This window comes from Nonomuraea sp. NPDC050536 (assembly GCF_044457685.1).
GTDB lineage: Bacteria > Actinomycetota > Actinomycetes > Streptosporangiales > Streptosporangiaceae > Nonomuraea.
On sequence record NZ_JBITHD010000021.1, the window covers coordinates 82,047 to 104,970 of the forward strand.

The following is a 22,924-nucleotide window of genomic DNA, read 5'->3' on the forward strand; positions in this document are numbered from 1 at the left end:
CCGGACCAGCGGGGATGATGGCGGCCATGAGGTTCCGTAAGGACGAGGGCAGAGATCGGTCCCGCCAGGAGATCCTGCTGGAACTGCACGCCTCGCTGGATCGCCGCTACCGGCCCGAGGACGTTGCCGACCTGGTGCTGCAGGCACTTGACGGGCAGTTGTCGCGTCGCGAACGGATCGTGTTGCAGCGCGCGGCCAAGCACTCTTCCCGCGGCCAGGGCTGGTTCTCCTCGATGTCCACCGACTACGCCCGGCCTGTCGGCGGCGCGCAGCAGGTCGCCGCGGCCACCCGGCTGTTCGAGCGGACGGTGGAGGTCGACCCCGACGACCCGGAATCGCTCCTGGAGTTCGCGGCGACCATGGGAGACGAGATCCGCTGGACGCCCGAGCGGACCGATTTCCTGGCGGACCGGCTCAACCGGGACGCCAGGGAAGCGGCAGGTATGGAATTGTCCAAGCGGCAATACAACCGCCGCTTCCGGATGCTTCGCCGCATCGCCGCCAAAGCCGGCACGCTCGGTGTCGAGCAGGACAAGCGGCACCTGCTCATGGTGGGCGTCACCGGCTTCGGCGCCGACATCCCGCTGGAGCGGTTCCTCGCCGACGTCAACGCTGCGTGCTTCGTGGCCTACTTCACCGCGCGGCGCAAGCTGCGCCGGGAGTTCAGCCTGTCGGGCCGGGACAACCCGTTCGACGAGATCGCCTCGGTTCTGCTCGACCGGTGTACGGCAGGCAGCGACTGGTGGATGATCGCCCAAGTTCGCACATCTCCGGACGTCCTGGAGCACCTGGCCGAGGAGGAACGCGGACGGCTCCTCGGCCAGTGGTCGGCGGTCCTGCGCCACAGCACCGACCTGCTGCGGGAGCGCTGGGTTCCCGGCACCGACCGGGCCTCGATGATCGTACGGCGCGGCGACGACTCCACCACGTGGAACAACCTCGCGACCGCCTACAACGCGGCCAGGGCCGGCTGGCTGTCCTGCCTGGCCTCGCTGGACGCGCTTGACCTGCTGGACGTGGCCTGCCCGGGCAAGGCGATGCGGCTGATGGCCGCCGACCTGGCCGCCTGGCATCGCGGCGCCAACGGCGGCGTCGACCCCAACACCGCGGTGTGGGAGACGTTGCCGCTGCCGTGGGAGGTGCTCGACGGGAGCGCGACCTGCACGCGCGCCGACGTCGAGGCCGCCTGCCGTACGGCAGGGCTGGATCCGGAGACGTCGGGCTGGACCGCGCCCGCCCCCAAGCGTGGGGTTGCGGCCTTCCGGCCGACGCCCGAACTGGTGCACGGGGTGAGCATCGCCGACCCGGTCTGGGCCGCGCTGCTGCGGCGAGCCGGGGTGTTCAGCGGCAAGCACGTCAAGCCGGACTTGGCCGCAGACGCTGGGCACGGGCTGGCCGCCGGGGTGGTGGTCAGCGACCTGCCCGCCAAGGAGGAACAGTAAGGCCTGTTGCCCGGTTTCGAGCCCGGTCGGCAGGGCTGCCGATAATCTGTGGCGGCCGCGTGCCGGTAGCGAGCAGACTGAGGTTGGCCCGTTGTAGTTCAGCGGTAGAACGCCTGGCTCTTCCTCCAGGTGGGCGCCGGTTCGAGCCCGGCCAGCGGAGCCGTACACAATGGACGTGGCCTCGTTGTAGCTCAGTGGTAGAGCGCCCGGCTCGGGACCGGGTGGACGCCGGTTCGAGCCCGGTCAACGAGGCCCGCCATCGGCAGTGCCGAGATTCCCCCGTGGCAGCCGTTACGGCAGGTTCGATGACGACGATCATTTCCAAGGCATCAGCGCATGATCGGACTGCCCGCCTCGGCCAATGACGATCTCCGCATGCAGATTCCCAAGCGGTCTCCAAAGGTCCCAGAACGGGATGGACCCAAGCACCAAGGCCACGGGTCTACTTCCGATCGGCATCCAGATGCGGCTTGCCGTACTGCTCCCATGGTCTCGGTTAGAGCAAGGGTTCTGGTCACGATTGTTGATCGGTACGCTGTCCGCGTGACTGGGGGCAGGGACACGGATCTGATCGAAGCAGCCATCAACGGTCCGAGCTGGGACGCCACGCGTGCATGGGTGGAGAAGGGTCTGCCCGAGGGCGACCGGATCGCGCATGTCGAGCGGCTGCGCGGCGGGTGGACGTCGGAGATGCGGCGTCTCCACATCATCGGGCGGCGCGGCGAACGCTCACTTGTCTTACGGTCCTTCGTCAAGCCGTTCTACCGGCAGCATGCCGAAGGACTCCTCACTCGCGAGGCGGACATTCTGACCTTGCTCAAGAATACGGATGTGCCTGCGGCCACGCTCCAGGCCGTCGACGCGCCTGCGCAACACTGCGACCATCCCTCCTTGCTGATGTCCCTGCTACCCGGCAGCGTGCGACTGGACGAAAACGGAGTCGAACAGCGCGCCGACCTCATGGCCCGACAGTTGGTACGCATCCATCAGGTGCAGGTGACCGAACAGACCCGTCCACGCCCATACCAAGCGTGGACCTGGCCCGAGCGCGTGCGCATGCCTGAAGACACCGGAAGAGCCGAGCTGTGGCATCGCGCCGTCGACATCATTCGTCGCGACCCCCCGGACCACCTCGCCTGCTTCCTGCACCGGGACTTCCACCCCGGAAACGTACTCTTCGCCGAAACCAATGACGGCCTGCGGATCAGCGGCATCGTCGACTGGGTGGAGACCTCCTGGGGGCCAGCCGACCTGGACGTGGCTCACTGCTCCACGGCACTGACACTTCTCCATGGCGCCCCTGCCGGGATGCTCTTCGCTGATCGGTACGTCGCCGCAGGCGGTCGGCTGACCACCGATCCCGCCGCGCACCTGTACTGGCGGGTATTGGACGCCCTGGCCTTCGCGCCCGATGCCGAGAAGGTCGCTGGTCCCTGGCGCGAGCTCGGACGTACTGATCTCACTTCCACGCTCCTCACCTCCCGGTTGGAGGACTACCTTCAGGAGCTTTTCACCCGCTACGGCTGACATCGCCAGCACGGTGCAGCCCTCGAGGCGACTGCACCACGGCCGAGCGCCGAGTCACCCGCAGGCTCCAGCTTTTCAGGTGTACGGCCCAGCCACGCTCCTCGGTGAGCCAGCCCTGGATCGTGCACGTACGGCGGCCGGCCACGCCGTGGCGATCGTGAGGGCCGCATTTGTGCGGAGGCGCGGCATCCCGGGCCGGAGCGTTCGGACGGTTGGCCAAGAAGGCGGGCCAAGACCCCGGCGAGAATGGGTGGCCATAGCCGCTTGATCAGCCAGGACGCCGCAGCGTCAGCGACTGGAACCGCAGTTCGTCAGCTCCGACGACATGGAAGTCCACAATCTCAAAGGACTTGCGCGCGTGCGCCTGAAGCTGCTCATCGCTACGAAAAGAGAAGAAACGGGGAGGATCATGATCATCCCCGTCAAAGGGACCTTCTCCTGTCAGGTTGCCTCCGCCATACACACCCAGAAAGAACAGGCCACCGGGCCGCATCAGCATGTAGATCGCGTCCAGCACCGTCGGAAGGTCTCTGTTGGGTACGTGCAGCAGGCAGTTCAGCGCGTACACCGCGTCGAACGAGCTCGGCGCGAAATCCAGACTCAGGAAGTCCATGACATGGGCTTCAATGCCTTTCTCGCGGCAGAGGGCCACCATGGCAGGCGATAGGTCGACAGCAACCACGTCCAGACCGCTGGCCTGAAAGTACGCGCTGTCCTGACCAGTTCCGGCACCAATCTCCAGCAGCCGCCTACAGCCGTGACCCTCCAGTCGGCCCAGGAACGTCTCCCGCTCCGCCAGTTTCCACGGAGTCTTACCGCTGACATCACGGCGTTTGGCACTGCCGTCGTATGCCGTTCGGAGTGGGCCGATCACATCGTCATAGCGCACGCTCATCGCACCATGATCCCCCACGGGGATCAGCTACGCAGAGATGAGCTCGGATCCTTCATCACAAGCCAACGGCAGGTCCCAGGTCGGCGTTCGACGACATGGTGCGTGAGGCCCCGCCTCCTGCACGGGCCCGTACTTGTCAGCCTTTGCGACACCACGGGTTCGAAGGTCAGTAGTTTCCGGAAACTTCGGAAGAGAGTCCTCGGGCCGGCATTCGGCTCGTCTGTTTCTAGTTTGGTTGGTGCCCCCCTCCACGGAAGGTGAGGTAGCCGAGATGACGGAATCTTCGGCGGGCGGGCAGAGCGGCGATAATTCCGTCCAGCTTGAGGGCTACCAGCAGGAGCTGAAACGGACGCTGCCGGTCGCGATCGGCGCGCTGGTGTGGTCGGTCGTCGCGCTGTTCGTGCTGGTGGTGCCGGCAGGGGCGTTGGTCCCCCCTGATCGTGGTCGGCTTGCTCCTGGCGGGCGGGCTGTTCTTCCTCGGCCTGCTGCTGTTCAACCGCGAGGCGCTGGAGACCGAACCCGGAGACCTAAGCGTCTTCAAGCCTTGACTGATAAAGAGCGTCGGGACCGCCAAGACGGCGCTCATAGTCGCGCAAAGCAACGATCACCGGCATGCACAGCAGCGCCCGTCAATCGCAAGGCGCTCGACAAGCTCAACCCACAGCCTCGATGGCGACAGCAGCGATCGCCAGCCACATTGGCAGATAGTCCCAGGCCTCTCGGGGTGCCGAGAGGCCACAAGCATGCTTCCAAATCCCATGCACGACAGGGTGTGCGGCTGAGATGCTCCGACGTGTGAGCGCGCAGCAAGCCATGGCAGAGTTCGCCGCAACCGGAGGAATCGGTCCGCTGCGGTGCGGAGCCTCCTTGACTGACCTCGTGGCGGAGCTCGGCCGTCCGTGGGATATCGGCCGCGTGACCAAACACCGGCGATGGCCCCATCTGTTCTCCTATGGGGATGTCGAGTTGTGCGTGTGCCACTGCCGAACCGTGACGATGATCAGCGTCCAGTCCTGGCGCGATCCCATCGAGCTCCCAGACTCGCACTCGAACATGATCACTCCCATGCGCTCCAGCGTGACCTACGAGCAGATCACGAGCGCCCTGGATGCCGCCGCGTGCCGCTGGCATCCGATCCCAGGTCAGCCGTCCGGGCAAACCGCCCTCTACACCGAACCTCACGGCGTCAACTTCGTGTTCCGGATCAGCGAGTCCGGCGCGCTCCTCGAAAAGGCGGGGACCTGGATCAGCTCACACGATTGCCTTCCACCGCCCTCCGGACTTCCGGACGACGGCTTGGGTCTGTGATCGAACGATGTCGTAGCTGTATTTCGCTGCTCCACAAGATCGAAAAGGCCCTTTCCCGATCACGGGAAAGGGCCTTTCACCTGCAGAGCCGACGAGGGAAATCGGACCCCTGACCTTCTGTTTACAACGTCGCCAAACGATCTCCAAGGCCGTTCAGGATCGTGCGGCGCGCTGGTCGGCTGTCACCTCGCCGTTCAGGTTCGTTCGGCTCAGTTCATGATTGTCCGTCTGGGTGGCTCCCAGAAGCTCGGTGGATCACGAGGGCGCCTGACCTGCGGATGTAACCCTTTTGCCAGTTCTCACCAAGCAGGGGCGAATCGACGAAGGGAGCATGACCGGTGCGTCGTAAACAGGCGAAGATCGCCACAGATCCTGTGGCCTTCGAGGCCTTCTACCGGCGGCATGTTGATGCGGTCACTCGTTTCCTCGCCCGCCGTGTCGACGACCCGCACACCGTCGCCGACCTCGTGGCTGAGGTGTTCGTGGCGGTGCTCGACTCGGCCCACACCTACCGGGTCGAGCTGGGCTCTGAGATCGCCTGGCTCTACGGCGTGGCCCGCAAGACGATCTCCGCCGAGCGGCGCCGGACGTACAGGCAGTACCAGTTGACGGACCGGGTGAGCGGGCGACGCCCGCTGGCCACCGACGACGTCACCACGCTCGAGGAACGCATAGACGCGGAGCAGCAGGCCAGGCAGGTGTTCAAGGCCATGGCCGAGTTGCCGGAGGGGGAGCGCGCGGTACTGGAACTGGTCGTCATCGACCAGCTCACGGTCACGGAGGCCGCGCTCGCCCTCGGAATTCGGCAGAGCGCCGCCAAGGTACGCCTGCACCGCGCCCGCCAGACACTGCGGAACCTGCCCTTCGTCATGAGTGGAGCATCAGGATGAGATTCGAGGAGCAACTGCTAATGGACCTCAAAGCCAAGATCACGGAGCGCGCCGAGCGACACCGCCGTGTCACCCGCCGACTGTATGCAGGGAGCGCGGTGGGCCTCCTCGCCGTGGCGGCGGCGTTCGCGGTTCCCCTGCTGACAGGGACGGAGATGCCCGCGTACGCCGTGAGCAAGAACGCCGACGGCACAGTCAGAGTGGAGATCAACGAGTTCAAGGACGCCGACCAACTGGAGCGGGACCTGGATGCCGCAGGCGTCACAGCCGACATCAGCTACCTCCCACCCGGCAAGGAGTGCAAGACCGGCAGAGGAAAGACGGTCGGCCAGGTTGTGGCCATGGGGCCAGGCCCCGACGCGGCCGCCCGCATGCGCGATGGCGGGCTCGACATCAATCCCCGGCACATCGGCGAAGACCAGACGCTGGTGTTGGAGTTCGCAGGGAACGAGGAGGAGACCTCCAAGACGGGCAAGCAGAAAGTGCTGTGGCGACTGACGGCGCACATGATCACCGGCCAGGTCGGGCCCTGCGTTGCGATCGATGACCCGACGTGGAAAGGCGGCAGCGGGAGCTGACATGAGCCGACCCGAGATTCAACCCTGACGGGAACCACTGCCCGTTACGATCTCCGGCGTGGGCCGTCGGCTTAGTGGCCGGCGGCCGACGGAGTTCCTGAGGTTGGATGCCGATGCCGTGCGGGATCACCAGTTGTCAAGAGCACCCTGGCGGCCGGACAGGGACTTGCCGTTGCTGGCAAGTCCGAGGGGCACGGCGCTCGATCGCCCCATGACCACTTGATCCGTTGGGCAGGGCAGCGCCTCGTCAGCGGCTTCCCTTGCTGATGCGGTGGGGACGGGTTCATGCCATGTGATCGCGTGAGGCGGTGTTGCCGTGCGGCGTCGTCGAGCCGCCGCTGTACAGCCCCAAAGAGCTGCGACTCGGGATCAGACCGTACGCGGGCTGGTCGCCCTGCCGATGTTGGCGATTGGTGCCCCAGAAAGCGGCCCGCTGAGTCGGCGGTCACCCGCTACTCTGACTCGGATTGATCATTTCCGGGAGAGGGCGCCGTGATGCAGGAACCCGCGGCAGGAGCGTTATCCCCGGTGGCGGCGGTACCGCGGTTTGGTGCGGTGCTGGCCGCGTCCGGACCGGTGATCCTGACGACCTTCGGGCTCGGCAGGCAGAGCGTCGGCTGGTTCTGTTCCGCGACGAACTCCGATCCCTATTCGGTGGAAGGCCCATACGCGCTGGAGACCTTGCCGGGAGAGCTGCTGTTCTGGAGCGTGCTTCTGTTGCCGGTCGTCGTGGCCGGCCTTCTCCTGCGCGGATCACGCCGGGCCATGCTCACCGCCGTCGCCGCGGTCGGCGCCGTGCTCGTGTTCGGGCTGATCACCGCGTTTCTCCTGCCGGGCCCCGACCCATGCACTGGGCAGGAACGTGCGCTCGTGCCGCCCTGGCTCTTGATCGTCTGTTATCCGGTGGCCGTGATGGCGCTGGTCCTGGCGGCCCGGTCACCCCTGCCGCGGAGACCGTACGGGATCATCCTGTGGGCGGGCGCCGTCGGCGCGGCGGCGTGGGCGGCGATGTTCGACCGCTGCATGATCACATACGACAGGTTTGTGGTTGGTGTCATCTACCTGGAGGCTCCGGAGTCGTCCTGGGACGGCCTCGCGCGGTGGTCAGGTGAGGCTGACGTGATCGGCTTGCCGGTGGTTCTCGTCGCATTGGCGGCGGCCGTGAGAGCGACCATTCCCATCCGATGGGGACGCTTGGCCGGCACCGCGGCCGCGGTGGCTCTTCTCCTGTTCCCGCTGCTCGACGTCGCGACGTACGCCACTCAGTACAGCGATGACTTCCAGATGCTGTTCCTCGATTCGGTGCGATGGCCGTTGCTTGTCGCGGCAGCCCTCGTCGCGTCGGCCGTTTGGAGCCTGCGGGTGCGGATCTCCTGGGCCGGAACCGTCCATCTGTCGCGAAGCATGATCCGCGGACAGGTGAAAGGCGTGATTCCCGGACGGGCAAAGGACATCGTCGTCGCGGGTGTGATCGCGGCTGCCAGCGTCTGGCTCATCGTCTCGTCCTTCACCCCGACGCGATAGGAACACTACGACGCAGATTCCCTGGCCCGGGAGCGGCATCTACGCGCAGAGCACCTCATTACGAGATTCTCTATGACTGTCCAACGGCGTCCGCTGCCATCCCTCCGGCCCTGGTCGGCGCCCTGTTCGCCAAGATCCCGGTCCACCAGTGTCCACGGCTGTGTGGGGTCGTTGTTGCAACGGCGTTAGCAAGATCACCTAATAGGGTTCTCTTCGAGGAGTGGATCGCGGCCGGCGCTCGCGTCTACCTCGGGTCGAGTACGCGCGTCATCCAGATCGTGTTGCCGCGTTCGGCGTCCACGGTGATGCGCTCGCTTCGGTGGAAATCGAGCTTCTCAAGGACACGGAACGAGGGTGCGTTCCACTCCCACACGGTCGCCCAGAGTCGTCGACGTCCTGTTCGAGTCGCGGCTTCGACGACCGCACGGGCGGCTTCTGTCGCGTAACCATGACCGTGAGCTCGTTGTGCCAGCTCGTACGCGATCTCAGGTTCGTCGAAAGATCCCTGGCCGACAGTCAATCCGCAGTACCCAATGAACTCACCGGTGTCTCGCAGCTCGATCGGCAGCAACCCGAGCCCCGGATCCGCCGCCAGCGGATTGGTGAGGAGCCAGCCGCGGATGTCCTCGACCGTCGGGCGACCCTCGGCGTCGATCCGCCGCACCGGCGGCACTCGTGGATCCCGCTCAAGCCACAACCCGCGGTACTCCTCGGCATCCGACGGCACCCACCGCCGCAACCGCAGCCGCTCGGTCACCAGCTCCGCGGCTAGATCCTCATAGGCCCCCACCCGACCAACCTAGCCCGGTGCTGGCCAAGACCCGAAGGCGACTGCAAGAGGCGGACGTAGAGGTGCTCACCTGCGTCCACCTTTGTCGATCATCATCGAACTCACGTTGGCTCTTGTCGGGTCCACGATCTGTTCGCCGCGACCAGGCCGGCACGAGGACACCAACCACACCCACCAGATACGGCCCAATCAGACCGACCAGGTGCCCGGCTGCCGCCGAGAGTGCGCGTCGTGTGTGTTGGTGCCCGACGTTGCCGTCAGCGTTGCCGTCACGGCAACCACTGTGACCCGCGGCAAGGCCCGACTGGTCATCCAGGAGCGTTGTTTGCACTCGCGTTAGCAGCGTAGCTCGGTGGCATCGGAGCGTAGGACCGCCAACGCCGACCTGACTACCCGATGTTGACCACCCGTGCCCATGAGGGCGGCGTGTCCGGCACGTAGTCGGGATCGCTCTCGTACGACCGCTTGGTCCGGGAGAACAGCCCCACCACCACGCGGGACGCCGGCCGTTCCTGCGGCCACGGGGTCTGCCCGTCGGTCAGGACCACGATGACGTCCGGCCGCGGGCTCGCCTGCAGCGCCTTGGCGATGCCCGCACGCAGGTCCGTGCCGCCGCCGCCCACCAGCGTCATCCCCTCGGCCCGGCACAGCGGTTGTGCGACCCAGGCCGCCGCGTCGCAGGACAGCACGCTGACCAGGTCGCGCCGGCCGCCCACGGCGCGGACGATCGCGGCGACCTCCAGCAACGCGGTCCCCAGTTCGGCGTCGCTGACCGACGCGGAGGTGTCGATGACCACGCTGATCCGCGGCGGCCTTGTGGAGAAGGTGCGCGATCTGTTGGGCAGAGAAGGCGTGGGAATCTACACGGACGACGACGAGGGGATACGCCAGGAAGTCATCATCGACCCGAACACTTACGTCCTGCTCGGGGCGCGCCGGGTCTACGTCGGCGGATCGAAGTCGCAGTCCCCGTATGGCAAGTTGCCTCAGGGTGAGGTGGTCTTCTCGGTGGCTCAGGTGGCCGTGGGCATCGTGGACCACGCGGGAGACGTCCCGTAAGCGAGGCGCGGGCCGGTGCCTGCTACGAGGGACAGGCACCGGCCGCCAATGATCAATCGCAGTACGTACGCCTGCCGGGGCCTCCCCCATGACGGGGACCGTCAAGCGTGTCAGCGGGAAAGGTGATCACTGTGATCGGCGGCCAGAGCCTCGCGTGAGAGGCGCCTGCGGATGTTCTCGGGGTGACCGTCCGCCAGGCGCTGCCGTCAACACACGCGAGAACGCCCCGGAGCGATCGCGGCTTCGGGGCATCTTAGTTGTTCAAGGCTGGCGGTCAGGGGCCGGGTCGAACGGCCGACCTTCCGCTTCCAGGCGGAGCAATCACCCTGCTCGTCTTGTCCAACACAAGGTCAGTGAGTGGTGGACGGCTGCCTCCGTGCTCTGACGGAAGCCGATGTTGACGTGGCAAGACTCGACTCCGCGGCTGGCTCGCTAGACGAGTAAGTCCCAAGTCCGATCGGTGATTGGGTGGCGGGCTGGCCTTGAGCGCCTTGCGGGCGCGGCGGAGACACTGCTCTGCGGAATCCGCGTCGGCGCGAAACGACCAGCCTGGCACGACTCAATGCAAGCCTGGATGGTTACGTAGGTGAGTAGTGACAGCGTTCGTCGGTCAGTTGTGGCAGAGATCGTTTGAGCAGGAAGCAATGTCGGTGAGAAGTAGCAGCGCTCCTGGGCTTGCGGTGTGCTCCGCAGGGTGAGGGGTGCTGGTGCACTCGAAGTCCAAGGTCGAGTTGTACGCGGCGATCCGCCGCGATTCCCGCGCAGGGTTAGCGAGTCGGGCCTTGCAGCGCAGGTACGGTGTGGGCTTTCGTACGATCGAGAAGGCCCTGGCCTCGGTCTGGCCGGCGCCACGCAAGCCACTGCCAGCGCGTGCATCCCGGCTTGACCCGTTCAAGCCACTGAGCTACTTCCATTCCCTCTCACCTGCGAAGACAGGCTGGAAGTAGCTCAATTACGGACTGCCGCACGCCGGTGTGGCTTTGGTTCCTGGCCCCACCCGGTCACATGCTGGCGATGAGTTTGTCCACCCTCTCGTCGACGCTGCGGAACGGGTCCTTGCACAGCACGGTGCGCTGCGCCTGGTCGTTGAGCTTCAGGTGCACCCAGTCGACGGTGAAGTCGCGCCGCTTCTCTTGCGCCTTGCGGATGAACTCGCCACGCAGCCGCGCCCGGGTGGTCTGCGGCGGCACCGACTTGGCCTCGAAGATCTTGATGTCGGGGGCCACCCGCTCCACCGCGCCGCGCCGCTGCAGCAGGTAGAACAGCCCGCGCTTACGGTGCACGTCGTGGTAGGCAAGGTCAAGCTGGGCCACCCGGGGCGAGGACAGCGGCAGGTCGTACTTCTTCCGATACCGCTCGATGAGCTGGTACTTGGTGACCCAGTCGATCTCCCGGGACACCGTGTCCAGGTCGCCGGTCTCCACCGCCCGCAGGGTGCGCTCCCACAGCTCCAGCACCCTCCGCGCGATCACGTCGCCGCCCCGCCGGTCCACGAAGTCCTTGGCCTTGCCCAGGTACTCCTGCTGGATCTCCAGCGACGACGCCTCACGCCCGTTGGCCAGCCGGACCCGCCGCCGCCCGGTCATGTCATGCGAGACCTCGCGGATCGCCCGAATCGGGTTCTCCAGGCCCATGTCGCGCATCACGATCCCAGCCTCCACCATGCGCAGCACCAGGTCGGTCGCGCCGACCTTGAGCAACATCGTGGTCTCGCTCATGTTCGAGTCGCCGACGATGACGTGCAGGCGGCGGAACCGCTCGGCGTCGCCGTGCGGCTCGTCACGGGTGTTGATGATCGGCCGAGACCGGGTCGTCGCCGACGACACCCCCTCCCAGATGTGCTCGGCGCGCTGCGACACGCAGTACACCGCCCCCCGCGGGGTCTGCAGCACCTTCCCCGCGCCGCAGATGATCTGCCGGGTGACCAGGAACGGGATCAGCACATCGGCCAGCCGCCCAAACTCCCCCTGCCGGCCCACACAGTAGTTCTCATGGCAGCCGTAAGAGTTGCCAGCCGAGTCGGTGTTGTTCTTGAACAGGTAGATGTCGCCGGCGATGCCCTCCTCACGCAGCCGCTTCTCAGCGTCGACCAGCAGCCCCTCCAGGATCCGCTCACCGGCCTTGTCATGGGTGACCAGCTCCACGACGTTGTCGCACTCGGGGGTGGCGTACTCAGGATGGCTGCCCACGTCCAGATACAGCCGGGCGCCGTTGGGCAGGAACACGTTGCTCGACCGGCCCCAGGACACGACCCGCCGAAACAGGTAGCGCGCCACCTCGTCCGGAGACAGCCTGCGCTGACCCCGAAAGGTGCACGTGACGCCGTACTCGTTCTCCAGCCCGAAGATGCGTCGATCCATTACCTCACACTATTCTCCCAGCCCGCGACGGGCGAGATCGTCTTTCGCCGGACCCGGCCGGGGACTGATGTGCGGGCACCCGGAAGCCGACGACACGTGCGCCACGAGGTTGACTTGCAACGGAGTCTGGCTGGAGCACACCGCGGCCCTTGCCGGACGATCTACAGCCCTCCAGCGCTGCTACTTCTCACCGACATTTCTCGACTGCATTGGCCAAGAGCGCTGTCCAAGCTGACCGCAAACGCTGCTACTAGTCACCGACGAAATCACCTGGAGAACGACCAATAGCCAACGCGACCGAAGAGAGGCCCTCGGCATCGTCCGCAGGGCCTCTCTCGTTGCGCGCCATGCTGTGGCCGCACAACGGCACTAAAGACCCACCGTCGACTGGTTCCACAAGTACGTGGTGGCCGGGACCACCGTCACCGACCGGACCGGCTACGCACCGTCCATGATCACCGCCTATGTGTACGGCGACGGCAAGGGCGGCGGCGCGGCCTGGCACTACGCCGACGACGACGGGTTGTCCAAGTCCTCCAAGGAGGACGGCAAGACCAAGCAGCTGTACAAGACCTGGTCACAATGGCGCGGCTACCGCGACGTCAGGTGCTGACCGGCGGCCAGGGCGACATGCAGTCTGAGACCGACCATGTCTATTTCCGTGGGATGGACGGCGACCGGCTGAACTCCGATGGCGGCCGTAAAGACGTATCGGTTCCTGACGGCGAAAGCGGCAGCTACCCCGACCACGAGGCTTTGGAAGGCTTCGAGCTCAAGACCACGGTCCTGGACAAGGCATCCGGGAAAGCGGTCTCCAAGACCATCACCACGAGGTGAGGACGTGCACGGCGGTGGCGATGAGGTCGTCGGCCTCGTCCGGCCCGGCCAGTGCGACGAGTTCCCGCCAGCCGAGCCGGGCCCCGATGTGGTAGGCCCGCAGCGCCTCGGCCAGCGGGATCCGCAGCTCGACGTGGCGGGCGCCGATCGCCACGATCCCGGCGAGTTCGTCCTCGGTGGGCACCCGGGCTTCCTTGAGAACCCAGAGGAAGAGGTTCTCCACGACCACGTCCAGGACGTCGCCGGACAGTTCCTCTTCGGGTAGCAGGGCGTAGGTGGGCAGCTCGAGCTGGACGCCGGCGACGCCGCGGTGCTCGCCGAGCTGGCCACGCGCCTGCCCGGGGGTGATCGGGTGGTCGGAGGCGGTGTGCTGGAACAGCCCGGCGTGGGTGGCCCGGAAGTACTCGGGCGTCTCGCCAATCCCTCTCCAGGGGCGGGCTGGACGGCCAGGGCGGCCGGGTACTGTCAGGCGCCGGCCGGGGCCGAGAAGACCGCGAGGACGCCGGCCGCGAGGGACACGGTGCCGGACTGGCCCGCCGGGATCGTCCCGACGATCCGTCCGCCCTGGAAGACGGTGACGGTACGGTCCGTACGGTTGGAGACCGCGACGCTTTCCGGGACGGCCGGCGCCGTGGCGAAGGACAGGGCCTCCCCGTGCAGGGACTGGGTGGCCACCTGGAGAACAGTTCCACCGGTGGTGGCGAACACCTCGGTCACCGTTCCGGTCGCGGCATGGGCCGCGGGCGCTGACACGGCGAGGGCGGCGAGGGCGGCGGCCGCGGCGATGACGAATCGCTTCATTTTCTCACTCCATAATGTGGGCAATTTCGGATCGCTCGTCCGGGCGGGGCCGGAGTCGGCCCCGCCCGCTGTCGCGGCTTAGCCGATATAGACCGTCGGGGACCAGCCGGCGTCGTAATAGGTGGGGGAGCGGAACGTCGCGTGGGTCTGGTAGCGGCCGGCCGGCACGCCGGTCCAGGGGCCGACCAGGCTCCCCGAATGCACGTCGATGCGGCCCTGCTTCTGCGCGTTGCCGATGATCGCATTGGTGTCGATGTTCTTCACCGTGAGCGTCATGTCGACGGTGTTGTGGCCGTTCTCCAGGGTGTAGACCGAGGCCTGCAGCGCCGTGCCGCTGGAGGAGATGCACACCTGGACGAGGAATCCGTCCACCTCATGGGTGGGGCTGCATCCCCCGCCGCTGTTCGCCGAGGCCGGCGCCGTATTGAGCAGGCTCATTCCCACAGCGAGGGCCACCAGGGCAGTGGATGACGCGAGGCGGAACTTCATTGGCACTCCTGTCTGTCCTCACAAACTCCTATTTCTCTCAATGGTGGGGTCTCGCCACAATCGCCGCACTGTATTGCCGTCAGCAGCGAATTGATTGACATGTCCCGGAGGTGTGTGATCCGCGTTTGACTCCTTCCATACAGTGAACCCATTTCATCCCGGGCGCGGCCCGGGCCCGGTTGCTGCCACGCCTGCGCCGGTTCTCGAAGCGGCAGTCAGATCACCCGATGTAGTGCTCGATCCGCATGCGCATCGACCGGTCCATCGGCGTGGCACCCACGGGACTTCGCAGGACTCGTCGACCAGCACCGGCTCCCTCCCGCCCAAGACGCCAGCTAACAAGGGCGGGCGGGAAGATCGGCCCATGGAGTTGGACGGGTTCTGGGATTCGATCGAGGCAAGCCGCTCAACGGCCGGCGAGCATGGCCAAGAAGCACAGATCGATTGGCTCACCGCATACCTGGCAGCAACGTCCCTCGAACACATCAGAGCCTTTCACCGACACTGGCGGACCGCCATGGACCAGGCCTATAGCTGGGACTTGTGGGGCGCCGCCTACGTGAGGACCGGCTTCTGCAGTGACGACGGCTTCGAATACTTCCGAGCCTGGTTGATCCTGCAAGGACGCCAGAACTTCGAACGCGCCGTTCAAGATCCCGACTGTCTGGGCGAGCTTGACCCAAGCCTCGACGAGAGACCATGGCAATCTGCCGAACTGGCCCTCGGCATCACCAGGGACGCCTATAGGCGGTTCAGCGGAACCGACGCCCCTGACGGTATCGAAGAGCTCTACGAGCTCGCCCTCGCCCTTCACCCTCGCGGGCAGATCTGGCCCACCCAGATCGAGGAGTTCCAGCAACACTGGCCTCGGCTCTGGACACGCTTTGGCCAACACCGTGACTGGGTCACCCCGCCGCAGGCAAGCAACCAAGGCCACCCCGGACTCAGCAACCTCGTCTTACCTCACAACATGCCGTAGGAAGATCACCCGACGTACGGCGATGGCGTCCCGGAAAGATAGTGCTCAATCCGCATCCTCATCGACCGGTCCATCGCAGAGCCAGCACCTCGTCTCGCGGCACCCACCAGACTTCGCGTGACTCGTCGCTGGGCGTCGGGGTTCCGCTCACGGCGCGGCCGGTCAGCACGAGGGAGAACTCTTGGCGGGCCTCGCCGTTGGAGGTGTAGAGGATCACGTGCCGCGGGTCGCTGTAGGTGCCGACCAGGCCGGTGATGTCGCAGGTGATGCCGGTCTCTTCCAGCGTCTCGCGTACGGCTGCCGCCGGGATCGACTCGCCCAGGTCGATGGCGCCGCCCGGGACGGCCCAGTTGTCGCTGTCGCTGCGCCGGATCATCAGCAGGTCGCCGGGCCGCGTTGGTCACCATGACGTTCACCGATGGGACCAGGCTGTTGGGCGCGGGGCCGTCCGGGTCGTCGTAGTAGTCGATCCGTTTAGCCATCGACCGGCACCGCACCTTCCCAGGTCTTCTCGAAGCTCTCAGCGTAGGTGTTGACCATGTCCCCACCAGCGACCTGCCGAAGGTGCAGCACGGGCGCGGTGCCGGCGGGCGTGCCGTACGCATGGGTGTTGACGAGGAACTGATCGTCTCCGCGGTAGATCGAGTTGTACAGCACCGTCTGATGCAGCCGGATCTCCTCCCCAGAGGACAGCAGCGGACGGAGCCACGCGATCGCGTTCCGGCATCGCGCGCGACATTCCAGAGTCGAGCTCCCACGCTCAGCCGATCCATGAGCCCTGGCACCCACGAGACGACCTCTCCGATCTGGTCCAGCAACATGATCGACGGACCGCAATCGGCTACGTGAACCGCTGGGTCGTCGAGCGGCCCCTCCCGCACATCCAACATGCGGATCTCCGCACCGGGGCCGGCGAGTCGCTCAGCGACGTCTTCCACGTTCATGGGTTCGCCAACGGCCTGGATGACCGTCCACGACATACCGACCTCAAGCCACTGAGCCGTGTCGAGTAATCGCTGATAGTGCTGTACGAGCTCGTTGGAGGACACAGCGCACATGATCCCACCCCCGTTAGCAAGGGTGTTGGCAAGATCGCAGCTTTGTCCTGACAAACAGAAAGCCCCTGAACAAGTACTCCCTGTTCAGAGGCTTCCTAGCGCAGAGCCGACGAGGGGAATCGAACCCCTGACCTTCTGTTTACAAGACAGATGCTCTGCCGATTGAGCTACGTCGGCGCGGCCTATCAGTGTAGACGGTCAGTGGCGCCGATGACGAGCGACCTCGTACAAGGCCACGCCCGCCGCCACTCCGGCGTTCAGGGACTCGGCGGCGGCGTGCATGGGGATGCGGACCAGGGCGTCGCAATGTTCGCGGACCAGGCGGGAAAGGCCCTTGCCCTCCGAGCCGATCACGACGACGAGGGGCTCCGTCAGCAGGCCGGCGTTCTCGAGGTCCACCGTGGCCTCGCCGTCGAGGCCGATGACGAAGAGGCCCTCCTCGCGGTACTCCCTCAGGGCCGCCGTCAGGTTGGCGGCGCGGGCGACGCGGAGGTTGGCGAGCGTACCCGCCGAGGTCTTCCAGGCCCCACCCGTGACACCGGCGGAACGGCGGGCCGGGATGAGCAGGCCATGAGCGCCGAAGGCGGTGGCGGAACGGGCGATGGCGCCGAGGTTGCGGGGATCCGTGACACCGTCGAGCGCCACGATCAGCGGCGATTCGTCCGCTTCCCGCGCCAGTTCCACCAGCTCCGCCGGGTGGGCGTAGTCGTAGGCCGGGATCTGCAGGGCCAGCCCCTGATGGACCGCGCCGTCGGTGAGGCGGTCGAGCTTGTCGCGGGTGACCTCGAGCAGGGCGATCCCGCGCTCAGCGGCGATCTTGATGGAGTCGCGGACGCGGTCGTCGTTGTCGATGCGCTGGGCCACGTACAGCGCGGTCGCGGGCACCCCGGCGAGCAGCGCCTCCAGCACGGGGTTACGGCCGCCGATGTGCTCGGGCGCGTCTTCGGCGCGCCGCTGCCGCGCGGGCGCGGGTTTGCGCACGCCGCCCCGATCCTCGCGGGCGATGCGCTCGGTGCGCGCCTTGTCCTTGTACCAATGCCGCATTTCGGCCGGCGGGGTCGCGCCCTTGCCCTCCAGGCTCCGACGCTTCTGCCCGCCGGTGCCCTTCGTGGGCCCCTTCTTCTTCGCGGGCCTGCCCGCCCTGCCCCCAGCCATACGCACAAGAGTACTGGCCCGCTTCGGGTCCCCGAACAAGATCATAATCTCTCCTGTACGGCGAGCTGCCGCCACCGGCCGCCCACCGTACTTCGGCTGAGGGCCCGCGCCCGGCGCTGCTGGCGAGTCGGGGACGCTTACCCGCCGTCACGGCGCCCGGGATCCACGTCCCGCGGCCCCTGGTTTCCCACCGCACAGGGCGCCGCCCTTCGCCGACCAACACCCCACCGACCCGGCGCCTGGAAAACCCCGGGACCCGCCTGTGCAGACCACGGATGACGCGATGCCGAAAGCGGGCTCTGAGGGCGCTGGGGCGGCGAGACTTGAAGCGGGTGAGGTCGGCGCCGTTGAACGGTGGGAGAGCAGCGACCGGGGTCGCCACGAGTACGAAGCGCCGTTACGGCGGGCAAGCGGCACCGACTCGCCGGAAGCGCCGGGCACAGGCCCTCAGGCGAAGTACGGCGGGCGGCCGTAGGGGCGGCCCGCCGTACAGAGAAACTTGCCGTACAAAGAAGCAGGGCCGTGCAGAGAACCCGCCGTGCGGAGGAGCTGGGTCGTCAGCGGCTGAGTTCCCAGCGTGGGCCCTGGGGGGTGTCCTCGACGGTGATGCCGGCGGCGGTGAGCTGGTCGCGGATGGCGTCGGCGGCGGCGTAGTCCTTGCGTGCCCTGGCCGCCTTGCGCTGCTCGAGGGCGACCGCGACGAGCGCGTCCACGGCCGGCTTGAGGTCCGAGCCGGCCGAACGCCACTGCGGTGAGCGCGGGTCGAGGCCCAGGACGTCGAGCATGTTCTGGGTCTCGGCCAGCAGCCGGGCCACGGCCTCCTTGTCGCCCCTGGACAGCGCCACGTTGCCCTCGCGCACCACCTCGTGCACGACGGCGAGCGCCTGCGGCGTGCCCAGGTCGTCGTCGAGCGCGTCGGCGAAGGCCTGCGGCAGCGGCGCGTCGGCGTCCACGTCGTGGATGACCTCGGCGGCCCGCGTCACGAACCCCTCGATGCGCTGGTAGGCGGCGGCCGCCTCGCGCAGGGCCTCCTCGGAGTAGTCGATCGAGGAGCGGTAGTGCGGCGCGGCCAGGTAGTAGCGCAGCTCGACCGGCCGGACCTTCTGCACCATCTCGGGGATCAGCAGCGAGTTGCCGAGCGACTTGCTCATCTTCTCGGCGCCGATCTTGAGCATGCCGTTGTGCATCCAGTAGCGGGCGAAGCCGTCGCCCGCCGCCTGGGCCTGGGCGATCTCGTTCTCGTGGTGCGGGAAGATCAGGTCGATCCCGCCGCCGTGGATGTCGAACGTCGGCCCCAGGTACTTGGTGGCCATCGCCGAGCACTCCAGGTGCCAGCCGGGCCGCCCCGGACCGAACGGCGTGGGCCAGGTGGGCTCGCCCGGCTTCTCGCCCTTCCAGAGAGCGAAGTCACGCGGGTCGCGCTTGCACGACTCGTCGTCCGTGTCGCCAGCCGCCCGCATGTTCTCCACCTTCTGGTTGGAGAGCTTGCCGTACTCGTCGGCCCAGGACTGGACGCTGAAGTAGACGTCGCCACCGACGGCGTAGGCGTGGCCGCGCTCGATCAGCCGGTCCATCAGCGTGATCATCTCGGGCACGTGGCCGGTGGCGCGCGGCTCGACGGTCGGCGGAAGGCAGCCGAGCGTGTCGTAGGCCCAGGTGAAGGCCCGCTGGTTGCGCTCGGCGATGACGAACCACGGCACGCCCTCTTGGGCCGCGACTCTGATGATCTTGTCGTCGATGTCGGTGACGTTCCGGCAGAACATCACGTCGTACCCCGAACGGGTCATCCAGCGCTGGAGCACGTCGAAATTCACACCGGACCGGATGTGGCCGATGTGCGGAGGAGCCTGCACGGTAGCCCCACACAGGTAAATCGACGCCCGGCCGGCTTCGACCGGAACGAATTCACGGGTGGCGCGCGTGCTGGTGTCGTAAAGGTGCAGGCTCACGAAAGAAAGGCTAACGCCTCAGCCGCCGTCGCATGCCGAATAATCCGAGCCGCATTCTTCTGTAGGCTCGATGGGCCATGGACGTGACTCCCCCCACCATGCTGCGCCGCCTGGGCATCGCCCTCGCAGGCGTGGCGGTCGCCGCCCTGACCGGCGCCGCCTGCGCGCTGTCCTTCGACGACCTGCGCGCGCTGGCCATCCACGGCGAGGCCCGGCCCGATCTCGCCTTCCTCTACCCGGCCGGCTTCGACGCGCTGCTGGTGGTGGCGCTGATCGGCGTGTTACTGCTGCGCCCGGCCCGGCTGCTGGTGCGGACGCAGGCCGCGCTGGTGCTGATCGTGCTCATCCTGGCCGCCGCCGCGGTCAACGTCGCGACGACCGTACGCTTCTCCTTCGACGTACGGCAGGCGGCGCTCGGCGTGGCGGTGGCGCCCTGGGTGATGCTGGCGCTCGGCCTGTGGCTGTGGCTCCTGCTGATCAAGCACGTCCAGGCCCGCCGCACCCCTGACGAGGCCGACGACGGTACGGCGGAGCAGGACCTGGTCCCGTTCACCGGCCGCCCCACCCCGCCCGCGCAGGAGCCCCACTCCGTCTCGGAAGGCGTCACCCGCTGGGCCGTCTCCCCCGCACAGAACGCGAGCCAGGACCCCGTCCCCGCACCGCGAGAGCCGGAACCCGCCGCCGACACGGTCGAGATCCCCCGTCCCACCCCCGCCCAGGAAGAGCCCGACCCGCGGGAAGAGCCCCACCCGCGCCACGAGGTCTCCGAAGCGGTCCACACCTGGCAGGCGGGCGGCCAACCGTGGCAGCCCGACCGCACCGAGCCGACCCCCGACCAGGCCGTGCCCGAGTTGCCCGATCCGGCTCACGACGCGACCCAGGCAGACGACGAACCCCCCGTAGCCCCCCAACCCCGGCAGGAACAACCCGAGGTATCCCAGCCCGACCAGCCGACCCACGAGGAGCCACAGACCACCGACGCGGGAGCCCAGGAAATCGACGGAGGAGCTCAGCCCGCCCACGTCGAGCCAGAGCCCGCCGTACAGGAGCAGGAGCAGGAGCCCGCACCCGAACCGGCGGAGGAGCCCAAGCCCGTCCGCTGGGGCGACAGGAAGAAGCCGGCCGACGTCCTGGTCCACCCGCGGATACCCGAGCGCGACAAGGACACGCAGCCCCTGCGCGTCGTCACGAGCGAGCCGAGCGAGAACCCGGACCCCGAGCACGGCCCCGAGGTGGCCGACCCTTCCGAGCCCAGGCATGCAGCCGAGGACGCCCCTTCGGGCCGCCTGCGCAGCACGCCGCTGCCCCCGGACACCCCGGACGAGTGAAGGGCCCCGGCGGGCGTCCCGAGGGGGCGGGATTCACGGGAGAGCCCGCCGAGGCCGAGGGTGGAAAATCTAGACGCGTGTACCGCGGCGTAGACCCGCCACGATGCCGACACCGACCACCGCCAGCACCACCTGCATGACCAGTTCGATCCAGTCGATGCCCGGGGTCGTGGCGACGCCCATCACCTGCGCGATGGCCGTACCGATGAGCGCGGCGACGATGCCGACGACGATGGTGAGGATCCACCCGATGGGCTGCCTGCCCGGAAGCAGCAGGCGACCGATCGCGCCGATCACGGCGCCGATCACAATGGCGCCGAGGATGGACTGGATTGTCATCGCAACAAACCTCCCCGTGGGCGTGATCCGTTCACTCCCACGAGGAGATCGCTACCCTGTCTCGGCCAAATATGCGTAATTGTCGCGAATTTGCAGGTCAGGTGTGTGATTTGCCTGCTTGCACCCGCACCACGATCAGCACGCCGACGATCGCCAGCACCAGTTGCAGGATGTGCTCCCACCAGTCGATGCCCCTGGTGTCGGCGAAGCCGAACAGCTGCGCGATGAGCGTGCCCAGCAGCGCGGCCACGATGCCGACGATGAGGGTCAGGCCCATCGACATGTTCTGCTTGCCTGGCACGATCAGGCGGGCCAGCGCGCCCACGATGGCTCCGATGACGATCGCCGAGATGATGGCGCCGATCATGTCTTGCTCCCCCCGAGACGTTGACATGTCCAAAGAGGGACTTACCCGACATGCACCTTCACTACGCCAGCGTCAGGCACACGGGAAGGCGGCGGCTCGTACCGCGCCAGTGACGAACCGCCGCCCCAGTGACTCGGCGGGCCTTGGGCACCGCCTGCCGGGATACCCGTAACGCATCCCGATATGTGACGCCCTAGTCGTCGGAATGGTTGACGACGAGCGCGGTGGCGATCGCCGCGATCCCCTCGCCGCGGCCGACGAAGCCGAGCCCGTCCGTCGTGGCCGCGGCGACGCTCACAGGGGCCCCCACGGCCTCGCTGAGCACCTTCTCGGCCTCGGCCCTGCGCGGCGCCAGTTTGGGCCGCGAGCCGACCACCTGGACCGCCACGTTGCCGATCTCGTATCCGGCGGCGCGCACCCGCCGGGCGGTCTCCTCGAGCAGGCTCACCCCCGCGGCGCCGGCCCAGCGCGGGTCGGACGTGCCGAACACCCCGCCCAGGTCTCCGAGCCCGCTCGCGGACAGCAGCGCGTTACAGGCCGCGTGAGCCACGGCGTCGGCGTCGGAGTGGCCGTCGAGCCCCGTCTCGCCGGGCCAGTGCAGGCCCGCGAGGTACAGCTCACGACCGGATGCAAAAGGGTGGACGTCGACACCGACGCCCACCCTGGGAAGCTTCGTCTTCAGGAGTTGAGCACCTCGTCGAGAAGGGCTTCCGCCTTGTCCTCATTGGTCTTCTCGGCGAGTGCCAGCTCGCTCACCAGGATCTGCCGGGCCTTGGCGAGCATGCGCTTCTCACCCGCGGACAGACCACGCTCGCGGTCCCTCCGCCACAGGTCCCGAACGACCTCGGCGACCTTGTTCACGTCACCCGACGCGAGCTTCTCCAGATTTGCCTTGTAACGGCGAGACCAGTTCGTGGGCTCTTCCGTGTGCGGCATGCGAAGGACGTCGAAAACCCGCTCAAGGCCTTCCTGACCGACAACATCGCGCACGCCGACGAGTTCTGCGTTTTCTGCTGGCACCTGGACGGTAAGGTCGCCCTTGTCGACCTTGAGCACCAGGTAGGTCTTTTCCTCACCCTTGATGGATCGCTTGGTGATTGCTTCGATCCGAGCAGCCCCATGGTGGGGGTAGACGACAGTGTCGCCGACCTGGAAAGTCATGTGACAAGTACCCCTTCCGCTGTACTCAAGAGTACCACGCATCCACAGCCTCCCGGAACAGTGAAATCACCATAACTGCAGGTCAAAG

The 22,924-nt window shown here is 67.1% G+C and carries 25 protein-coding genes, 3 tRNA genes and 1 pseudogene; 13 read left to right on the forward strand and 16 right to left on the reverse strand.

Going from position 1 to position 22,924, the window contains the following annotated elements:
* Positions 1 to 26 precede the first annotated feature (26 nt).
* From ACIBHX_RS41380 to ACIBHX_RS41395, 4 genes are all read left to right on the forward strand, one after another.
* Complete coding sequence (locus ACIBHX_RS41380; RefSeq protein ID WP_397073086.1) at positions 27 to 1,442, forward strand: hypothetical protein; 1,416 nt, start codon at positions 27 to 29, stop codon at positions 1,440 to 1,442.
* An 87-nt stretch (positions 1,443 to 1,529) separates the two neighbouring features.
* Positions 1,530 to 1,602, forward strand: a tRNA-Lys gene (locus tag ACIBHX_RS41385).
* Positions 1,603 to 1,622: 20 nt separating this feature from the next.
* Positions 1,623 to 1,694 (forward strand) — tRNA-Pro (locus ACIBHX_RS41390).
* Between the two features lie 291 nt (positions 1,695 to 1,985).
* A complete protein-coding gene (locus ACIBHX_RS41395) occupies positions 1,986 to 2,969 on the forward strand; it encodes a phosphotransferase family protein (protein WP_397073088.1) in 984 nt (327 codons plus the stop codon).
* Between the two features lie 268 nt (positions 2,970 to 3,237).
* Here ACIBHX_RS41395 and ACIBHX_RS41400 read toward each other — a convergent pair whose 3' ends face one another.
* Positions 3,238 to 3,864, reverse strand: coding sequence for a class I SAM-dependent methyltransferase (locus tag ACIBHX_RS41400; protein WP_397073089.1), 627 nt, complete (start codon positions 3,862 to 3,864; stop codon positions 3,238 to 3,240).
* A gap of 795 nt (positions 3,865 to 4,659) precedes the next feature.
* Between ACIBHX_RS41400 and ACIBHX_RS41405 the strand changes: the two genes are divergently transcribed.
* The 4 genes from ACIBHX_RS41405 (at position 4,660) to ACIBHX_RS41420 (ending at position 8,164) form a co-directional block, all read left to right on the forward strand.
* On the forward strand, positions 4,660 to 5,172 hold the full coding sequence (locus tag ACIBHX_RS41405) for a hypothetical protein (RefSeq protein ID WP_397073091.1): 513 nt from the start codon (positions 4,660 to 4,662) through the stop codon (positions 5,170 to 5,172).
* A 338-nt stretch (positions 5,173 to 5,510) separates the two neighbouring features.
* On the forward strand, positions 5,511 to 6,062 hold the full coding sequence (locus tag ACIBHX_RS41410) for an RNA polymerase sigma factor (protein WP_397073093.1): 552 nt from the start codon (positions 5,511 to 5,513) through the stop codon (positions 6,060 to 6,062).
* Positions 6,059 to 6,640, forward strand: a complete 582-nt coding sequence (locus ACIBHX_RS41415) for a hypothetical protein (RefSeq protein ID WP_397073095.1) — start codon at positions 6,059 to 6,061, stop codon at positions 6,638 to 6,640. Before ACIBHX_RS41410 ends, ACIBHX_RS41415 begins: the two co-directional genes overlap by 4 nt.
* 492 nt (positions 6,641 to 7,132) lie before the next feature.
* Entirely contained in the window at positions 7,133 to 8,164 is a 1,032-nt protein-coding gene (locus tag ACIBHX_RS41420; protein WP_397073096.1) for a hypothetical protein, read from the forward strand.
* A 244-nt stretch (positions 8,165 to 8,408) separates the two neighbouring features.
* Here ACIBHX_RS41420 and ACIBHX_RS41425 read toward each other — a convergent pair whose 3' ends face one another.
* Positions 8,409 to 8,954, reverse strand: a complete 546-nt coding sequence (locus ACIBHX_RS41425) for a GNAT family N-acetyltransferase (protein WP_397073097.1) — start codon at positions 8,952 to 8,954, stop codon at positions 8,409 to 8,411.
* Positions 8,955 to 9,343: 389 nt separating this feature from the next.
* Positions 9,344 to 9,751: a VWA-like domain-containing protein gene (locus ACIBHX_RS41430; protein ID WP_397073099.1), complete on the reverse strand. Its 408-nt coding sequence runs from the start codon at positions 9,749 to 9,751 to the stop codon at positions 9,344 to 9,346.
* Here ACIBHX_RS41430 and ACIBHX_RS41435 point away from each other — a divergent pair.
* A complete protein-coding gene (locus ACIBHX_RS41435) occupies positions 9,744 to 10,013 on the forward strand; it encodes a hypothetical protein (protein WP_397073100.1) in 270 nt (89 codons plus the stop codon). The genes ACIBHX_RS41430 and ACIBHX_RS41435 overlap by 8 nt on opposite strands.
* A 1,001-nt stretch (positions 10,014 to 11,014) precedes the next feature.
* Here ACIBHX_RS41435 and pafA read toward each other — a convergent pair.
* The gene (gene pafA, locus ACIBHX_RS41440) at positions 11,015 to 12,373 is read right to left on the reverse strand and encodes a Pup--protein ligase (protein WP_397073101.1); all 1,359 of its coding nucleotides are present in this window, start codon (positions 12,371 to 12,373) and stop codon (positions 11,015 to 11,017) included.
* A gap of 406 nt (positions 12,374 to 12,779) precedes the next feature.
* Between pafA and ACIBHX_RS41445 the strand changes: the two genes are divergently transcribed.
* Both ACIBHX_RS41445 and ACIBHX_RS41450 read left to right on the forward strand, forming a co-directional pair.
* A complete protein-coding gene (locus tag ACIBHX_RS41445; RefSeq protein ID WP_397073103.1) occupies positions 12,780 to 12,986 on the forward strand; it encodes a hypothetical protein in 207 nt (68 codons plus the stop codon).
* Entirely contained in the window at positions 12,980 to 13,210 is a 231-nt protein-coding gene (locus tag ACIBHX_RS41450) for a hypothetical protein (RefSeq protein WP_397073104.1), read from the forward strand. The genes ACIBHX_RS41445 and ACIBHX_RS41450 overlap by 7 nt, the downstream gene beginning before the upstream one ends.
* Here the strand turns inward: ACIBHX_RS41450 and ACIBHX_RS41455 are convergent.
* From ACIBHX_RS41455 to ACIBHX_RS41465, 3 genes are all read right to left on the reverse strand, one after another.
* Positions 13,197 to 13,433 carry a hypothetical protein gene (locus ACIBHX_RS41455; RefSeq protein WP_397073106.1) on the reverse strand — a complete coding sequence of 79 codons (237 nt, stop codon included), beginning with the start codon at positions 13,431 to 13,433 and terminating at the stop codon, positions 13,197 to 13,199. The two genes, ACIBHX_RS41450 and ACIBHX_RS41455, sit on opposite strands and share 14 nt — an antisense overlap.
* 242 nt (positions 13,434 to 13,675) lie before the next feature.
* Positions 13,676 to 14,011 (reverse strand): hypothetical protein, encoded by a 336-nt coding sequence (locus ACIBHX_RS41460; protein WP_397073107.1) that lies wholly within the window; start codon positions 14,009 to 14,011, stop codon positions 13,676 to 13,678.
* Between the two features lie 78 nt (positions 14,012 to 14,089).
* Entirely contained in the window at positions 14,090 to 14,500 is a 411-nt protein-coding gene (locus ACIBHX_RS41465; protein WP_397073108.1) for a hypothetical protein, read from the reverse strand.
* A gap of 364 nt (positions 14,501 to 14,864) precedes the next feature.
* Between ACIBHX_RS41465 and ACIBHX_RS41470 the strand changes: the two genes are divergently transcribed.
* A complete protein-coding gene (locus tag ACIBHX_RS41470; protein ID WP_397073110.1) occupies positions 14,865 to 15,479 on the forward strand; it encodes a DUF4240 domain-containing protein in 615 nt (204 codons plus the stop codon).
* A gap of 5 nt (positions 15,480 to 15,484) precedes the next feature.
* Here ACIBHX_RS41470 and ACIBHX_RS41475 read toward each other — a convergent pair.
* From ACIBHX_RS41475 to cysS, 5 genes and pseudogenes are all read right to left on the reverse strand, one after another.
* Positions 15,485 to 15,961 (reverse strand): annotated as a pseudogene (locus ACIBHX_RS41475) (NUDIX hydrolase).
* Positions 15,954 to 16,136, reverse strand: a complete 183-nt coding sequence (locus tag ACIBHX_RS41480) for a hypothetical protein (RefSeq protein WP_397073112.1) — start codon at positions 16,134 to 16,136, stop codon at positions 15,954 to 15,956. The pseudogene ACIBHX_RS41475 and the gene ACIBHX_RS41480 overlap by 8 nt, the downstream one beginning before the upstream one ends.
* A gap of 505 nt (positions 16,137 to 16,641) precedes the next feature.
* A tRNA-Thr gene (locus tag ACIBHX_RS41485) sits at positions 16,642 to 16,714 on the reverse strand.
* Positions 16,715 to 16,735: 21 nt separating this feature from the next.
* Positions 16,736 to 17,692 carry a 23S rRNA (guanosine(2251)-2'-O)-methyltransferase RlmB gene (rlmB, locus tag ACIBHX_RS41490; protein WP_397073114.1) on the reverse strand — a complete coding sequence of 319 codons (957 nt, stop codon included), beginning with the start codon at positions 17,690 to 17,692 and terminating at the stop codon, positions 16,736 to 16,738.
* Between the two features lie 557 nt (positions 17,693 to 18,249).
* Positions 18,250 to 19,641, reverse strand: a complete 1,392-nt coding sequence (gene cysS, locus ACIBHX_RS41495) for a cysteine--tRNA ligase (RefSeq protein WP_397073116.1) — start codon at positions 19,639 to 19,641, stop codon at positions 18,250 to 18,252.
* Between the two features lie 77 nt (positions 19,642 to 19,718).
* Here cysS and ACIBHX_RS41500 point away from each other — a divergent pair, with 77 nt between their 5' ends.
* Complete coding sequence (locus ACIBHX_RS41500; RefSeq protein ID WP_397073117.1) at positions 19,719 to 20,969, forward strand: DUF2637 domain-containing protein; 1,251 nt, start codon at positions 19,719 to 19,721, stop codon at positions 20,967 to 20,969.
* A 69-nt stretch (positions 20,970 to 21,038) separates the two neighbouring features.
* Here ACIBHX_RS41500 and ACIBHX_RS41505 read toward each other — a convergent pair whose 3' ends face one another.
* The 4 genes from ACIBHX_RS41505 to ACIBHX_RS41520 form a co-directional block, all read right to left on the reverse strand.
* Positions 21,039 to 21,308: a GlsB/YeaQ/YmgE family stress response membrane protein gene (locus ACIBHX_RS41505; RefSeq protein WP_214325367.1), complete on the reverse strand. Its 270-nt coding sequence runs from the start codon at positions 21,306 to 21,308 to the stop codon at positions 21,039 to 21,041.
* Positions 21,309 to 21,405: 97 nt separating this feature from the next.
* Positions 21,406 to 21,675 carry a GlsB/YeaQ/YmgE family stress response membrane protein gene (locus ACIBHX_RS41510; RefSeq protein WP_397073119.1) on the reverse strand — a complete coding sequence of 90 codons (270 nt, stop codon included), beginning with the start codon at positions 21,673 to 21,675 and terminating at the stop codon, positions 21,406 to 21,408.
* A gap of 193 nt (positions 21,676 to 21,868) precedes the next feature.
* Positions 21,869 to 22,336, reverse strand: a complete 468-nt coding sequence (gene ispF / locus ACIBHX_RS41515; protein WP_397073120.1) for a 2-C-methyl-D-erythritol 2,4-cyclodiphosphate synthase — start codon at positions 22,334 to 22,336, stop codon at positions 21,869 to 21,871.
* Between the two features lie 17 nt (positions 22,337 to 22,353).
* Positions 22,354 to 22,836, reverse strand: a complete 483-nt coding sequence (locus tag ACIBHX_RS41520) for a CarD family transcriptional regulator (protein WP_043624891.1) — start codon at positions 22,834 to 22,836, stop codon at positions 22,354 to 22,356.
* Positions 22,837 to 22,924: the final 88 nt, after the last annotated feature.